General features: G+C 56.9%; 7 protein-coding genes. 6 read left to right on the top strand and 1 reads right to left on the bottom strand.

Going from position 1 to position 16,992, the window contains the following annotated elements:
- The 6 genes from KIT79_15465 to KIT79_15440 form a co-directional block, all read left to right on the top strand.
- Window positions 1–187, top strand: a 187-nt coding sequence (locus KIT79_15465) for a hypothetical protein (protein MCW5830705.1), incomplete at its 5' end; no start/stop codon positions are given.
- A 70-nt stretch (window positions 188–257) separates the two neighbouring features.
- Window positions 258–503, top strand: a complete 246-nt coding sequence (locus KIT79_15460; GenBank protein MCW5830704.1) for a hypothetical protein — start codon at window positions 258–260, stop codon at window positions 501–503.
- A 13-nt stretch (window positions 504–516) separates the two neighbouring features.
- Complete coding sequence (locus tag KIT79_15455) at window positions 517–2,625, top strand: right-handed parallel beta-helix repeat-containing protein (protein MCW5830703.1); 2,109 nt, start codon at window positions 517–519, stop codon at window positions 2,623–2,625.
- Between the two features lie 121 nt (window positions 2,626–2,746).
- A complete protein-coding gene (locus KIT79_15450) occupies window positions 2,747–4,468 on the top strand; it encodes a hypothetical protein (GenBank protein MCW5830702.1) in 1,722 nt (573 codons plus the stop codon).
- A complete protein-coding gene (locus KIT79_15445) occupies window positions 4,465–5,907 on the top strand; it encodes a glycosyltransferase family 39 protein (protein MCW5830701.1) in 1,443 nt (480 codons plus the stop codon). The genes KIT79_15450 and KIT79_15445 overlap by 4 nt, the downstream gene beginning before the upstream one ends.
- Window positions 5,908–5,924: 17 nt before the next feature.
- Window positions 5,925–7,292 (top strand): hypothetical protein, encoded by a 1,368-nt coding sequence (locus KIT79_15440; GenBank protein MCW5830700.1) that lies wholly within the window; start codon window positions 5,925–5,927, stop codon window positions 7,290–7,292.
- Between the two features lie 3 nt (window positions 7,293–7,295).
- Here the strand turns inward: KIT79_15440 and KIT79_15435 are convergent, their stop codons facing one another.
- Entirely contained in the window at window positions 7,296–16,928 is a 9,633-nt protein-coding gene (locus tag KIT79_15435; protein MCW5830699.1) for a VCBS repeat-containing protein, read from the bottom strand.
- Window positions 16,929–16,992: the final 64 nt, after the last annotated feature.

Raw genomic sequence — 16,992 nt, 5'->3', positions numbered from 1 at the left:
TGGCAAGCTTCGCATGGCGGCGGCCGCAAGGCCGCCAGACAGTGACGGGAAGGCCGGTTCCGGCGGGAAGCCGCCCCCCGCAGCCACCGCTCCGCTTCCCCGCTCCCTCGTCAGGCGGCTGGAGAAGATGAAGCGCAACGGGGAGATCTGGAGAAGGGTGAGGAAAGCAGGCGGTGAGGGCGCATAAGAGATTCTTGGAATGGCGCTACTGCCGTTATTTGTCACTGCTGACAAATAACGGCACCAATACCGCATAAATGTATCTAATTGACGAAGATCACGCCGAAGCGGGTGAGGATATGTTTCGACAACTATCAGAAATTACAGGTGATATTTTTGGCATGGAAATATCCAATTGTGGACTGGATTTTGCTGTAAAATCATTGAGCCATTATGCGGACATCGTCGCTCATTGCTGTCGCCGGGTGGTTATCGCTTCTGCTACCGCTTTCGGGTTGTCCGTGGACGCAAACAGCCACGGCAAATGGGGCGTCGTTATCTGACAACCAGCCTCCCGTGGCCGGGATCGTCCAGCCGGGTACGGACGTGACGATAGCGGCCGGTCACGCGGTGGAGTTCGCGGGCGACTGCACCGACCCCGACGGCGATAGTCCCCTCACGCACCTGTGGGCCTATGGCGGCGGAGCGCCGGATGATTTCGTACAAAACCCCGGCGCCGTCACCTTCGGGACGCCGGGAACCTATGGCGTCACCTACCGGTGCACCGACCCGGAGGGGGCCTGGGACGAGGCCCCGCTCACGGTCACGGTGAACGGGGTGCCGGGCGATGTGGTGCATGTGAGCGCCGACGCCCCGCCGGGCGGAGACGGCGCAAGCTGGGAGACGGCGTTCCGGACCGTGCAGCAGGGCATGGACGCGGCCATCGCGGGCCAGCAGGTGTGGGTGGCCGAGGGGCGGTACACGGGCCCGGCGGCCCGTGAGCCGGTTCTGGTGATGAAGGACGGGGTGAGCGTGTATGGCGGGTTCGCGGGAACGGAGGGCGACCTGTCCGAACGGCCCGACCCGGTGCTGGCCACCGTGCTCAGCGGGGATTTCAATGGGGATGACGGCCCGGAGCCTGCGGATTTCTTTGAATTCTTGCTGGGACAGTGCCAGCAGCCCGACAACAGCCTGCATGTGGTGGTGGCCGCATCGGATGCCACACTGGACGGTTTGGTTGTTACCGGAGGAAATACAATATCGTGGGATATCATTCCGTGGAATCCTTACAACTATGGGGGTGGCGGCATTTTCATTTCCGGTCAAGCGAATCTGGCGATTCGCAACAGCCAGGTTCTCTGGAACTGCATACCGAATTTTATTACATCCGGGGGGTTGGGCTCCGGGATATACGCGGAACATTCCGACGTCAGCATCGAGCACACCCGTATTCTCAATAACCTGCATAATGGAATAGGCGGAGCGGTAGGTTTTGTGGAGAGCCTAGTCCGCATGGACCAGCTCACGATATCCCGCAATTATGCCTATGTCGGTGGGGCGATTTCCGTCGACAGGTCCGAGATGGAGCTTTCAGATTCCCTGCTGTGGGAGAACATAACCCTATTCGATATCAACGGAGTCATCGGGTCGGATTCGGTGGTTCAGATCCGGAGAACGGTTATCGGGAACTACTCAATGGACGATGGCCCGGAAGTTTATCTGTGGTCCAGTGGGGACGAGAACTACCCCGCCTACTTCGAGATCACGGATTCTGCCCTGTTGAATCCCAGCACTGATGATGGCGAGGGCGGATACGATTGTCCGGTGCCGTGGGCCTTTTATGCATGCGGCACAGGCGGCGGAATCCTTATCGAGAATCATCCAGGATTGATCGATCGCGTCATCATTTCCCGGAAGTATTCAGAGACACACGCCTCTGCGGTTCAGGTTAATGATCATACAGGCATTAAACCACAAGTCGTAGTTATAAACTCTACGTTTTACGAGAACAGCAACGTATGGACTCACGGAACAGTGGGCGTATCCAACGCGGAGCTCGCCATTTCCAGTTCCACGTTTTACGGGGACTATGTTTTGAAGAGCAGCGGCGATGGAACCCTCACGGTCAGTAATTCGGCGTTCTGGCATGGTGGAGGGGTTGGAACATTGGAAAGCTACGGCAGTAGCATCCTGGCAGCTTCCTACAACTGTGCCGGCGAACCGATCCCCGGCACCGGCAACATCCTCCTTTCCGCCGATCCTTTCATCCGGGCGGCCAGCGGCGAGCTGTATCTCGATCCGGCCTCGCCCTGCGTGGATGCCGGTTCGGACGGGCTCGCCGACGATCCGGACTCTGGCTTTCCTGCCGCCGGGCTCGACTGGCGCAACCTCACGACGCGCATGGACGGCAGCCCCGATACCGGCACGGTGGACATGGGCCGCCACCATGATCCGGCGGCGGTGGTGGTGCTGACGTTCGGCGCCGGGGAGACGGAACTCGCCTGGACCACCCGCAACGCGGACGGGTGCCGGATCGAAAGCAGGGACGACAGCTTTCTCTACGACGTTCCGCCGGGCGATCTGGACGCGGGCTCGACGAGCCACGGCCAGCCGCCGGGCACGGCGTTCACGATCCGGTGCACCGGGCTTCCATACCCGGCCGTGGCCCGGGCCACGGCGCCGTGAGGCGGATAGGGCTGTTACCTGACGGCATGGGCGCTCCCGGATCAGCTTCCAAGGCCGTTGTCAGCAGGAAATCTGGGAGATTGCCCCCGGCACTGGCGGAACTTAATCTTCGGGATATACCGTGATCGGCGACTCCCAGCGTTCGGCAGATGCCTTGGAGAAAACCTTCAAGGTCATACTCATAACTGTAATCGGCCTGAACCTGCTGGTTACATTCTGGGGCGCGCTGTCGATGCCTGTCGACGGTGATGGCCGCCTGTACCACGCACCCAGGGCCCTGTATTTCATCCAGAACCGGTCGATACTGCCGGTCGAGTCGGCAACGGTCCAGATGATGGCATTGCCCTACGGCACGGACCTGATTTTCGCTGGCGCCGTGGCGCTCACCGGTTCGGAAACCGCCGGGAAACTGGCCATGTGGCTCGCCCATCCGCTGCTGGTCCTCGCGGTATGGGGTGTCCTGACCCTGCTGGGAACGGCGCCGCTGCTCAGGGCAGCCCTGACCGCGCTCGTTGCCACCGCCGGGCTCATTCCCGGCCTGCTCTTGAGCCTGAAGCCGGAACTCTACCAGACCGTATGGGTATTCGGCTGCCTTTATTGCGGGCTCAGGGCCCGGAGTGCGGAAGAATCCCGGCGGCCGGTCTGGCTGGCCGTGGCTGCCGGTCTGGCAGTGCTGTCGATCTCGGCCAAACCCGTGTCGGCTCCCGTGATGCTTCTTGCAGGTTACTGGCTGATCCGCGAGCGGCCGCAACTCCGCAAAACGTGCCTGTACATGTCGGGGGCGGTCGTCATCGCCGCCATCGGCAGCGGTCTTGTCTTTACTGCCTATTATACCTGGAAATGGTTCGGACGGCCGTTTTCCATAGGACCGATGGAGGCGGAGATTTACCGGGATCCGTCGCTCGGGCGATTTGGAGTCCACCTGTTCCGTTTCGTTGTCACCCTGCTGAATCCGCTGACTCCGGAAGCCGGAGGCCATCTCGGCATGCCGTGGCTGACGGAACTGTCGCACTGGATTGAGCGGCTCCTTGCTTCGTTTGCGTCATTGATTGGCATGCACCGGGAACTGCCCCAGGAAACCGAAGGGCTGTGGCCGGGGCCGTTCCGCTACGTCGCCCAGGGCGGGGCGGGAAATATGGGGCTTTTCAATATCATCGGCCTTGGGGCCGTCATCTGGTCGCTGATGTCCATCCGCGAGAGGCCGGCCCCCTTCCATTTCCAGGTTTCCCTTGTGTCGGCAGTTTCCATTGCGCTTGCCCTGTATCTCATCCGCTGGCAGCCGGGGCTGACGCGAATCCTGTTTTTTGCAGTGGCCCTCTGGATGATTCCCTTCGGCGCGCTGGCCGCCCGCTGCAAGGCTGGCATCTGGGTTGTTGTTTCGCTCGCCCTGATACAGGGCGGCGGGGTTCTGGCAGGAACCGTGCATTATTACCGGTCCTACCGGATCGATGGGAACCCCGCCACCGCCATGTTTTCGCTGAGGCCGGTTGCATCCGGGCTGCCGGGAAATGCCAGAGTCCTCTACATGGGCTCCAGTGTCGCTTATGAATACGATCTGTTCGGTAGCGACAGGAAACTGTTCCCGTGGGGACGGCACGTATACAGCAAATCCAGGCTCGACGGGAAACTCCGGGAGACCGGGGCCGACCATGTGCTGCTGGACAACTGTGCCCGGTTTCCGGGAATGCAGCACGCATGTCCGTGGAAATATGACGAGTTCGAGGCCGAGCTGGAAAGCCGTGATGATTGGGAACGGGTGAAGGTCAACGTCCCGCCGACACCCGTTGCCGACAGTCCGGAAAACTATCTGGTTCTGTTCCGGCGAAGGTCTTTGACCGAATGAACGGGACGGCGACAACCGGACAGGGCTCCCTGGGGTACCGGTGGCCGGTGCTCGCGGCGGCTGCAGCCGTCACAGGATGCATCTCGGCCCTCCTTGGCTATCTGAGCGGTCCTTATACCGACGACCTGCTACTGGCCGCCTGGGCCCGCGACAATTCATGGACGGACATATTGACGCTGAAGGCGGCCCCGCTGCCGCTCTATCTGCTCAAGTGGAAATTCGCCGTTATCATGAATCCGGGTGAGCCGTACGCGGTGGCCCACGTCTGGGCCGGTATCGTTCACGGCATCAACTGTCTCCTCATTTTCCTGCTCCTGTCGGACTTCTTCCCGGCTGCTTACGCTGCGGCCGGTGCCGTTCTTGCCGCGATCTACCGGCCCGGAAACGAGGCATGGCTCTGGGCCGCCGCCGAGAACGACGGAATGCTTTGTCTGTTTCTGCTCCTGACCCTTTTCTGCTGGCGGCGGTCGGCCACGAACTCCCGGTTCTATCTGCCCGCCTTTCTTGCCTTCACCGCCGCCATGCTCACCAAGCCCAATGCGGTATTCATTGTCCCGTGTCTTGCCGTTCATGACCTCGGCTTTTCCCTGTTTGGCAAAGACACTGGCCAGCACCGGGCAAAGTGGTTTGCGGTCATCGCGTTCACCGGTGCCGGTTATGCGGCCTTTGCCTTCAGGGTGCGCGGCCTGTGGGATGTTGTCTATCCCGAAAAGCCCCTGTTCATGATGGGGCTAGTCAGGGTGGGGGAGTCGATCCTCCGGTCGCTGCTTCTTGTCCGGCCGGTCGGGATCATCGAACATGAAGTCATCGGATTTTCCGTCACCGGGCTCTTTATTCTCTGGCTTGTGTTCGCTTCGCCCGTGGTCCGCTTCGGGTTGTGCTGGTTTCTGGCATTTCTGGCGCCGCCCCTGGTCGCGTCGGGGTTCATGGGCGGGCGATACGTCTACTCCGGGATGCTGGGACTTCTGGTGGTCCTGGTGCACCTTGCGCACCGCTTTTCCAGGAAACACCCGCGCCGCAATCGGTGGCTTCTGGCGGCGGCGCTGCTGTGGGGGCTTGCCCATCTGGCAGCCAACGGCCGTGACATTGCATTCCGGCGAAGCTGGGGATCGGCCTATACGGAACTGCGTCTTGTGCTGGAAGCCAACAAGACCGAACTGGCGGAAGCCGGCCGGTTGCAGGTTGTCAACGCCGGGCAGCCCAACGAGTCCTGGACCGAGCAAGTCCTGCTGTACGATCTCAAACTCCGGTTGCCGCTGGTGTTGTCACAAGGGGTTTGCAGTTCACAGGATGATCCATGCCTGCTGTTCAGGGAGAACTACTATCAGGGAGAGCTGAGATCGACCGGAAAATATCCCTCACGTGCGCTGGGCCCCGGTGTGCGCTTCGTATCCGCCAGCACATCCGGCCGGGAAACGCCGTCAGGGATTGACCGATAGGGGGAAGCTGCCGCTTCATGCACTTTACTGACCGTAAGATAGCCGTCACGCTGGCTTTGTCAGCCGGGCTGGTGTGGATCCCCATTGCACTATCGGCCGGGCTTTTCGCCGATGACCTGATACTCTCGGCCTGGGTGGCCAGAACATCCTGGGGCAGTATCTTCACCGGCGAAGCCGGGCCATTCATCCTGTACATGGCCTACTGGAAGGCGCTTCTTCCCCTCAATCCGGAAAATCCGCACATCACGGCCCATGTGATCGCGGCCCTGCTCCACGGCGCCCACTGCGGATTGCTGTTTATGCTGTTCAGGCCGCTCATGCAGAGGCGGCCAGCGCTGTTCTGGGCGATTGCGGCCTCATTCTACCGTGCCGGAAGCGAGGCGCTCCTCTGGGCGGCTGCGATCAACGACGTTCTGCTGGGGCTGCTCACCACATGCACGGTTCTGCTCTGGTCGAAAGGTGGTTCGACGCGCCGGTTCCGCTGGGTGGCAATTGCACCTTACGCCATTGCCCTGTATTCGAAACCCTCCGCTGCCGGTATCGTTGGTATCTGCCTGGCGTGGTCGCTGTTTCTTGAAGACAACCAGTCCCTGCGCCGCCGGGTTTCCGGAATCCTTCCCCCGCTGGCCGTGATGTCCGGCTTGGGGTTTGTTTGTGCGCTGAATGCCTATTTTCGTCCGGGTTACTGGGCGGCGATATATCCCCGGGTGATTCCCAACGGGGATTTTTTCTCCCGCATGGGAGAAGCGCTGTTCCGGGGATTCGTCTTCTTTTCCCCCTCGACGCTCCATGAGGTGCCGGTGACGGGTTACCTGTCGCTGGCGGCCGTTCTCGCGCTGTTTCTGCTGCCGTCGCCAGCGGTCCGCACCGGACTGCTATGGGCCATCAGCATTCAGGCTATCCCCGTCTTCGTATCGGATGCCGCCGGTTCCCGTTACGGGTATCCTGCCACGGGCGGCTACCTTCTGGCTGCTTCCGGCATGGTCGCGCTTGCGTTGCCGGACACCGCCACTCGGCTGCACATGAAAGCCGTTCGCTCCGGAATCGCCCTGTGGCTTCTGGTATCCGTCCTGTTCCTGGCCTGGGATATCAGATGCCGGATAACGTGGGGGCGGCTATATGCCGAAACCCGGCAACTTTTACATCAGCGTAAATCGGACATCATCGGTGCGCAGGCGATTACAGCAGTTCGGCTGCCGCGGATACTCCCCTACTGGCAGCTTATCGAATACGACTTCAAGATGGTCCCGCCACGAAAACTGTCTGCTCCAGAATGTCCCAAGGATGGCTCTCCGTGCCTGGTTTTCCGCCGGGATTTCCCCACAAGCATATCGACCTCGTACATTCGCAGGGATGAGTGGCCATTCGTGGTTTGGGGGGAGTAGCCGCTACTCGTTCACATCCAGTTCAACAACCACTGACAGAGCATCAGGAGTAATTAAAATACCTTCAGTTTCGTATGACGGACCCACATGAAATGGAGTGGATACAGAAACTGCCGACAGGTATTTCCCCGAATTATAGCTTGCCGAAGGCAGAAATCCGGGACCAATATTTATCATACTATTCGAAACTGATCCGAACCCGCAATCCTTGACTATGCCGGTCAACGCAGAGCCCGGAAATTCAGCAAGTGGGCTGATGTATGGAACCGTTGAGTATTCTTCTGGCGTATTCTTGCGTATAAATAGCTCGCCCTGAAAATACCCGCCGCACAGTACCCGTCCAGCAGAGACAGAAGATATGGAAACTATAAAAGTAGAAAAGTCCGTGCTCTGCGCCGGATACGGTGCCCCCAGTGACATGGAGCGAGCGGTAAGCTCCTTCACGCCATCGAATGCACCAGTCAAGCTGTTGTATTTTGCAATATAAGATGAGTTAGTAATGCTTTCAAAAGGTTGATCCAGCTCGACTTCTCCGGGTTCACCAAGCCCAAAAACAGCACCCGTACCATCGATACTTCCCGCTATGTATACATCATCGTTGTCGACCAATAAGGTCGATGTGCTTGGTATTCCACCAAAGAGGGGTTCTATCGTGCTGACCCAATATGGCTCGCCCGTCAGTTCGTATTTTGCCAAGACAACCTTTCGGGAGATTGTGTGAGGAAATGGCGGAGGGTCTATTACAATTTCATTGTTGCTGCCTGGACCGAAAACAGCGGGGTTTCCTGGGAACTGACCAGATGACAGCGTGAGGTTGCTAGCAATATATATGCTTTCAGAATCGTCCGGAATGTCGACGGATAACCTACCGGTCTCCGCAAAGGTATCGGCAGTAGCCAGCAGCAGCGGTACCGATGCGACGGCATCCACGGCAAAACGAACCATGTAAAGCCCATTAGAAATCTGATAGGAACTGTTGTCCCCGCTTGTAGTCCCGATGACGACGTTAGTGGAATTTGAATTTGACCTTATCGAAAATACAGCATGAAGATTATCGATTAAATCAACGTCATAGCTCGCTCGACCAATTCCAGAGCTGGGAATTCCATGAATATATCCACCCCAGACTGGATCACCATTTGAAGCTATATTGATTATAAAAACTGACGTTTCTAGGATTGTTGATGATGGCAGGATAAACTCATTCGCCGTGCCTTCATTAAATATTAGCTGTCCGATATATTGTCCATCTATTACAAATGATCCATCGCTTAATTCTCTGATTTTACTGGACGAAGTATGCCAGGGATGTTGGGGTGAATTTGAATACACGATCCATTCAAAAGTATGATTTGGATCATATTTAGCCACGAATATCCTGCCGCCATCATCTGCCGGAATCAGGGTTTCGTTGGGCTGACCTTGACCAAATACCACCGGAGTCCCTGTGGGGAGCATTCCCGCGATGATGAAAGAACCATCATCTAGTGTATGGATGACGTCGACACGGGCAGGTATTGGGGTGGCCGAGATGTACCTGGATGGACCGAAACCACGGACATTAACTTGAAGAGTCGAATAAGCGACTGTTTCGGGCCCATGACATTCGAGTGTATACAGGGTATTTCCTGAAGGCTGGACAATCAGGGATTGTTCCGATGTCCCAACCGGTTCGCTACCTGCCAAATTACCGTTAATCAGGCAGAAGGCGGCGCTCGAAGCTCGCCAGGAAAGCGTGGCCGTTTCGCCTTCAGCAATGGTGGGTGGGCCGTCAAACAGAAACCGGCTGCGATTTGTAACAAAGTCAAGAATCGATACTGGGGCGATTGAAATGGTGGTCTGAGCCTGCTGTGAGGAGATTCCGTTGAGACCATCGCATGTCAAGGTGTATGTCGTCGTGCGTAATGGAGTGATAACCATCTGTTCGACGACGTCATTGCCCGCACTTACAGAAATCATGCTTTCTCCATCGAAAAGATTACATGTGGAAAGGGAATATTGCGTGTACCACAGAAGCTGAGTAGCCTGGCCATAAAGGGTCTCATCTGGAGATGCGGTAAAACTGAGTATCTGGACATCAGGTACAACACCAGTCCCCGAAGCCTGCAGCATCGTTACTGCCGTGCTTTCCAGATACGAGAAGCTAACGGATGCGGAGCGGAGCCCGGCCTCAGTTGGCTGGAAGATCCAGTCGATATAGAAAATCTCGCCCGGACCGATCGGTTCTCCTGGCGGGCTGCTCGTCGTCAGGATATCGAAATCGTCGACATCGCCGGTCGAGACTATGGAATCAAGATCGATCGTGAGATCGCCCGTTCCCTGGTTCTGGCAGGTCCATATGATGCTGCCGGAGGTCTCCCCGACCACGACGGAACCAAAAAAGATGGTCTCGGCATCGCATACGAGCGAATTAAACTCATCCGTCTCTCCGGTCCCGGCAAGCGAGACCATGACCTTATCGGCATGGCCCTCGAATGCGATGATCAAAAGCGCCTGACGGTACCCGCCTTGCTGCGGGGTGAAATCGGCCGACAGGACGAGGTCGTCGCCCGGCGCAATCTGGGGGGATCCTGAAAGGGGTATGATGCTGAAGTCCGAGCCGTCTTGCAGGAACTGCGATGCCACCAGATCGATTTCAAGCGTCACGCTGCTGACGTTGGTGCAGGTGATAACTTCCGACGGAGCGGGCTCGCCCACGGGAAGCGGTCCGAAATCGACGAATCCGGGTTCACAGTCCAGCAATGCGACGGAGATGGTGACGAATTGCGATACCGGTCCGCCCTGTGGCCCGTCACAAACAAGTTCATATACCGTGGTCTCCGAGGGGCTAACCGTCGCTGTACCGCCCTGCGGATCGACCATTCCGACGGCGGGCAGGATTTCACAGGAAGTGGCATTGGCTGCGTGCCAGGAAAGCTCGGCTGTGTTTCCGGGCAAAATGACCCCAGCCGATGCCGCAAACGAACGGACCGTTACATTGTAATCCACAGTTACCGTGGCAGTTGCGGAGACACTGCCACCCGAATTCGCGCACTCAAGGGTATATGCCGTCGAAGTGGCGGGGCTGACGGGGAGCGGGCTGCCGACCAGCAAAGGCACCGGCCCCGACCCATCGTCCAAGGTGCAGCTGTCTGCGTTTATCCACTGCCAGGCAAGGGTTGCGGACTCGCCGGGGAATATCGTCCGGGGATTCGCTGCGAAATGTAATATTTCCAGATTGCGGGCCCCATAGCTCCATGTGTCACCATATAACCGGTCGTCTGCGGCGCCGGGCTCTGTTCCGCCGAACAGGAATGTCCGGTTCAGGGCCGCGTCGTATGCCATCGAGTGATCCCGCCGGGGTTCCGGGCCCGTGGAAGGCGTTGGGTTCCAGCTGGTTCCGTCCCATTCCCATGTCAGCGGCCCGCCACCGGCTCCGCCGAACAGGATCACGACACCGGCGGCGGAATCATGGGCCATCGCATGGCCGAACCGGGGTGAGGGGGAAGAACCGGCAGGCGATTGCTCCGACCAGCAACTGCCGTCGAAATGCCATGTATCGTTCAGCGCACCCGAATCGTCACGGCCGCCAAAAAGCAGGATCGCGCCACCGGCGGCATCATACGAGAGGGCATGATTGTCCCGTGGCGACGGCTGCGCCGGACAGGCAGATGTGTCCACCGGAGTCCATGCCCAGTCTCCAGCGGACTCGATGAGTTCCCATGTGTCTCCGAACCGGCTACCGCCATCCATCCCACCGAACAGGACGATGGTATCCCGGTTGTCATCGTAGGCGAGAGCATGACCTTCGCGGGCGTCCGGAACATTGCCAGTAACTGACAGTTCCAGCCAGGCGCCATCGGCATACAGCCAGGTATCTCCGCTTGTACCGGCGGTTCCCCGTCCTCCGAACATGATAATCGAGTCTCGAAGGGTGTCGTGGACGGCGGCGTGCTTGGTTCTTGGCGGCGGGCCGTCCCCCGCCACTTCCGTCCAGATTCCATCAGCCAGTTCCCATGTATCTCCGAGCAGGTCGCCATTTCCATTTTCGCCGCCAAAGAGGACAAAGACACCCTCTGGATCAGCCAGAATATGCCCGAACCGTGCCTCCGGTCCCGTAAGCGAGGCGAGGCTCCAGAATGCGCCGCTTCCGGACACCTGAGGCACATAATGCACCCCTGGATCGACCGGGCTCATGTCCGTCGACTGGTCGCTGTTCGTCGTGAGGTTTTGCCAGACGAGCCCGACAGCCTCGGCATTAGTCGCCATTTCTGTGTGGACCGAAGAGTCCAGCCCGGCGATGCCGTTGAAGCAGTCGCTTCCAGGATCGCTGCCGTCTTGCTTGAGATAGACTTTCAACGGGTCGGACTGGTGGCTAAATGTATCTCCAGAAATAACTATCGGGTTCTGTGCTGGTGATGAAATATCAACATTAGAACTGCTGGAAAAGGGCGTGCCGCCGGTTGGTGGAAATCTGATATGGGAATAAGTAGCGCATGAACCGGAAATATTCACGTTGCTTGTTTGCGCATCGCTAAATATTATGTCTCCTCTGGTAATAAGAGGTCGTAGTAACTTATTACCCCAAAAAATCGTGTTATGTATGTTTATTGAAGCCCGAAGTGGAATATTGATGACGCCTCCCTGAGAATAAGCTTCATTAAAAATGAAGGCGGTATTTGTTATCGTGAGGCTATAAGTTGCTGTTCCGAAACTTATTGCACCACCGTTACCCCCAGAAGGTATTCCGGCACGTGCAGCTTTGTTCGCTAAGAATACTGAATTGGTGACGCTGTTTCTTGCAGATCCTTCTACAAAAATCGCTCCAGCCTGGCCTTGTGAACGATTGTATGAAAATACAGAATCTCTGATACTATTATGATTTTGTAATTCGATTGCCCCAGCCAATTGATCGGCATAATTATAACTAAATATACTATCAGATATTATTAAATCTCTGTTATTATCGGCACCGCCACGTTTCAGCAATCCACCGGCACTGAAGCTTGCGCTATTATTTCGTATAACTACGTTTTCGATCACAAGCCCACTCCCTGTGGCCCAAATTCCCCCACCCCTTGCAGCATGATTGCCTAGAACGAGCGAATCACGGAATATAACATCTCGTAACACGTTGCCTTGTGCCACGTACACACCGCCGCCTCGCGAAGAAGGCTCAGTATCGGATATTCCACCAGGTGTTGGAGCGACCCCTCCAGAAATTACCAGTCCATTGAGTCGGGTGACAATCGGCAAATTCCCAAAAGTGGGAATCTCCACGACATGAACGCTATCATGGATATCCAGGTTACCGATAAGCCCACAACCTTCAATGCCTGGACCGAACTGTGTAGTGTCGAATGTATCTCCATCCAGAACTGTAGCAGCTGACCACAGCGGGAGCGCGTTATTGCGGACTGCAAATTTGCAATTACACTGTGGCCGCAACATTGGTGAAGTTACTACGGAGGTGTTGTAGACTTCATCGCCAAGCGGACAAGTGCCAGGAATTTCGTCAACCTCTGGGATCAGAACCGCTGGACGTTCTGAAATCAGCGTCTCGTCGCCGATAAACCCGCCGTAAACATCAACATTCGCCTGTGCTGTTAGGACCGGAGGTACTCGGTTCGTTGGCCCGATTATCCCGTCGGGAATTCTGGCAGTATACCGGCCGCGGGCGATCCACATCATGTCATACAGGTTACCTGTCGTGCGTAGTGGTAAATCATAAATATGCCGGTAAGCCGTGCACCAACTCCTGCCGTTCTGCCGGTCCAATGGCAGGGTCTGGTTTGCCCGCACATACCGGATGCCCGGCTGGGCATTGGAGCTGAACAGCGCAATATGGGACTGCCCCGCCTGGCCTGCGGAGTTCTGACATGTCAGCGCGTAGGTTACGTCATCCCAGGGTGTAACCGGAAGGGAGCCGCTGCTAACATTGCCAAGATGCTGCCCGTCATCGGGGATGTTGTACGGCATGTCCGGTTCACCGGTAAGACTGCTCGTAATCTGGCAGCTGACCGCGTTCTCCGTTTCCCATTCCAGCCGCGCGCAGCCCTGGCCGCTTTCAAAAATCTCGAACCGGATTATCACAGCCTCGGGAGCCTCGACGGTGACCAGGATGCCCGGCGGGTCCGTATCGCTCAGACCGTAGCCATCAGTGCAGATGTAGGTGACCGTATAGGTGCCGGTCAGATTGAACACGATATTTGTCGGATCCTGGTCGGTGGACGTGAAATCCTCCGGTCCACTGAACACCCACAGGTGGCTGAAGGGCTGGCTGTCATCGGGGTCCGTGCAGCTGGAAACGAAATCCAGCGCAACGCCAGCACTGATCGTGCGGTCGCCATCGGGCTGAATAATGACCCCTTCGGGCGGGGAATTGACAATCACCATCCGGGTGTCCGGAACGGGATCGGCAAAACCGAGGCCATCCATGCACAAATAAGTCACCAGGTATGTGCCGGGAAAATCGAAGGCAACCAGCCCGGGCGATTCCAACAGGGAGTCCGGAGCGCCACCGCCGAACGTCCAGAGATGATCGAACGGGACGTCGTCTTCCGGATCCGTGCATGTGCCGGTAAACTCGATACTGCCGCCGGCCGGAATGATCACGACTGGTTCGGCTGGCAGGCTGATCACTCCGTCTGGCGGACTGTTGACGATGGCAGTCAGCTGCGAGGGAATGCTGCCAAAGCCAAAGCTGTCGGTGCAGATGTACGTGATGACGTACGTACCGGTCTCGCCAAACTGGATGCTCCCCGGATTCTGGACTAACGAGTCCGGTGCCGCCCCGTTGAACCGCCATGAGTGCGTCAGATCGGTATCGCCGTCGGGGTCGATGCAGCTAGCCGTAAAATCCAGAACATCGCTGACCGCGATCAGTTCGTCGCCGCCAGGGGTAAGAATTGTCCCTACTGGCCGACGGTTCACGCGGACTTCCGCTTGGGCTGACACCGGCCCGTTATGTCCCTGGCACGTCAGTGTGTAGGTAGTAGTAGCATTTGGGGATACATCGAAACTTCCGGCGGCCAGCTCACCAGAATCCAGAACATGCAGAAGGACGCTGCCGGCCAGAATCTCGCAGGCATCCGCATTGATGGTGCCCCAAGAAAGAGTAGACGTGTCACCGGGGGCCACGATGTCCGGGTCAGCCTCGAAGACCGTTATCTGTACATCGAACGCACAGCCCGTACTCCCATTCAACGTAAGCAAAAATGCGGCGGGAGCGTTCCGATCGTTGAGCAAAACTATATCATTGCAACCGTCGTTATTGAAATCGGCAATCCGGATATCTTTCCGGTTGAAGTTGGAGCCGTACGTTATATCTATATCGAAATGAAAACTTGCATCACCCATACCGGGGCTGGTTGAAGATTCATTTCCCATAAAAACTGAAAGGGCATTGATATACCTGTACGGGTTGGTCTGAACTGTAATTGGCTTTTTCCCAATAACCACATCCAGTATCATATCCGGATTGATGTGACCGGTCGCTGAAACGCTTTCGTAGAATGGGCTAATTGTAAGTCCAGAATGGTTTTCAAGTGGCTGAAACGAGATATCTCCATTTCCACGGAATATGCCGCCTGTCGTGAGTATGTCCAGCGGGGCATATTCGTCGAAATTGGCAGGCGACCCGACGAAGGGCCCGCTGGGGCAGGTATTGCCAACAAAAGGAGCCAGGCATAAGGGCTGGGTCCAGGCGAGGTCGACGCGGCCACCGGTATTCCGGTAAATCTCCAGGATGGAACTGTTCGGTACGCTGATTGCTGCAATATCTGGCCTCGAATCGCCATTGAAGTCCGCTATGCGTATCTGGCTCAGCCATCCGTAGAGAGCCCCTGAAGTATCCGTCGATGACCGGTCGAGACGAACCGGGGCTGCAAACAGCCTGGCCGCGGTCCCAACGTTATACATAACGTACATGTGGATCCTGGGGCTACACATTCCACAATATACGACCGGACTTTGGTTTGTCATTAACATTACAAGATCCGGTTTCCCATCATTATTCATATCGGCGGTTTCCATTTGGGCCGACATGTTTGCGTATCCACCGATCCCGCAGTCACCGGTAAGATAATAAGGAGTTCCTCCGCAGTTGGTTATTCGCTCAAATGTCCCATCGCCAAATCCATCGTTGTTTGAATCCTGGCCCTTGAATATGCGGATCAGTACCTTATGACTATCGGGTGTGGAGAGTATTGAATTATAGTAGACAGCGATGTCAGGAATCCCATCGCCCGTGTAGTCAGCAATGTTTACGCCGGTGACAGGGCCTGTCCGCTGAACAGGCAGGACCGACAACAAATATTCGGAACTTGAGAACGTACCGTCACCCTTGCTGTCATTATCGGCATCGTTACCAAGGTACACTGTTATCCGGCCGTCGGCATCTCCGATAACTGCTCCGCCGCTTCCGACCACCATGTCCTGAATGCCGTCTCCGTTCAGGTCGCCAACCGCGAACGCCCCTGGCCGTCCAGCTGTAGTGAAGAAAATGAAAGGCTGGAAGGTAGTGAACGATCCGGTATCAAAAGTTATCAGTTCATCTTCTTCGTCGATATCAAAGCTTGTGACCAGAAATGGCGTATCTCCAAGAGATTCCTGGCCCAGCAGGTGTATCTCGGCGTCCGTTCCTCCAAAACGGAACCGGTCCATCATGCTAAACCGGAGATGAACCTCGGCAGGAATATCGAAGAGCAGACCAGCCGGACCAAATTCTACTGGTGGTCCAATGGGCGTCCAATCGAATGCTTCCGTATCGGGAACGATATCTTCATTTCTCACCCGTATAAAAATTTCTGTATCTTCATCGAGCGCACCCGGCGGAATGCAGATACCCGTCCCTACTATGGGAGAGAGAGGGTCTTCAACTTCAATACATCCGCCTGTATCCGCATCGATAACGGCAGACGCTTCCGGTGAAATTGCGTTTTCTACCACCAGCACAAGACTAGGCGGATTGCCGCTCTCCCTGGACGCGAATTCCACGAGGCCGCTCTGGCCTTCATTGGTCTTGCGGAGCAGCCAACCATGGTTCGGGACCGAGCCATCGAGAAATGCCTGCACGTCCGCCGTCACATCCCATGATACCGTGCCGGACTGCTGGTTCTGGATGAGGACGGTTCCGGTGGGAACCAGTTCCCACGGTCTTTCGCCACTGCCACCCATGTTCCACGCGGTATTGGCTGTGCAGTCTTTTGCTTGGTTCGATATGTTCGCGTCAATGGCACAGTTCCATGTGGCGCCCGGGCCATCGCCCCGGTCGCTGGGACTTATCCCCGCGACTTTTCCATTTCCTTCGGACCAACCTTGACGCATCCGGTGGGCATCCACCGTCCGTCCCGTGCTCCCCCAATTGTTTCCGTTATGGACGATATCCGCTTTTAAAGTGGCCGATATCAAGTTGCGGCCGCGTAGAGGGCCCTGGAGTTCCACTTGGCTAAAGTGAACCAAGGCACGGTTGTTGCCGGACTGCTGGATCCGCAAGAATGCCGCCCCGCCCTCGTTTGTGTTATCGGCACCGTTCCGGACATATGTGTCGGCCCCAGCGTCAATCGAAATCGTGACCGGATCGGCCGAAGCCGCTTGCGGAAGGACGAAAATTCCGGCAGACAGAAATCCCGCGAAAACAGGCAAAAAACGGCGCATGTTCCAGACTCCCCCACCGGAAGCGGTCCCCACCGCTTCCGGACGCCAGTTTGGCGGCATTCTG

The organism is Deltaproteobacteria bacterium (assembly GCA_026129095.1).
Classification (GTDB): domain Bacteria; phylum JAGRBM01; class JAGRBM01; order JAGRBM01; family JAHCIT01; genus JAHCIT01.
The sequence above is the reverse complement of the archived record's forward strand: the minus strand, read 5'-3'. Positions and strand labels throughout refer to the sequence as shown.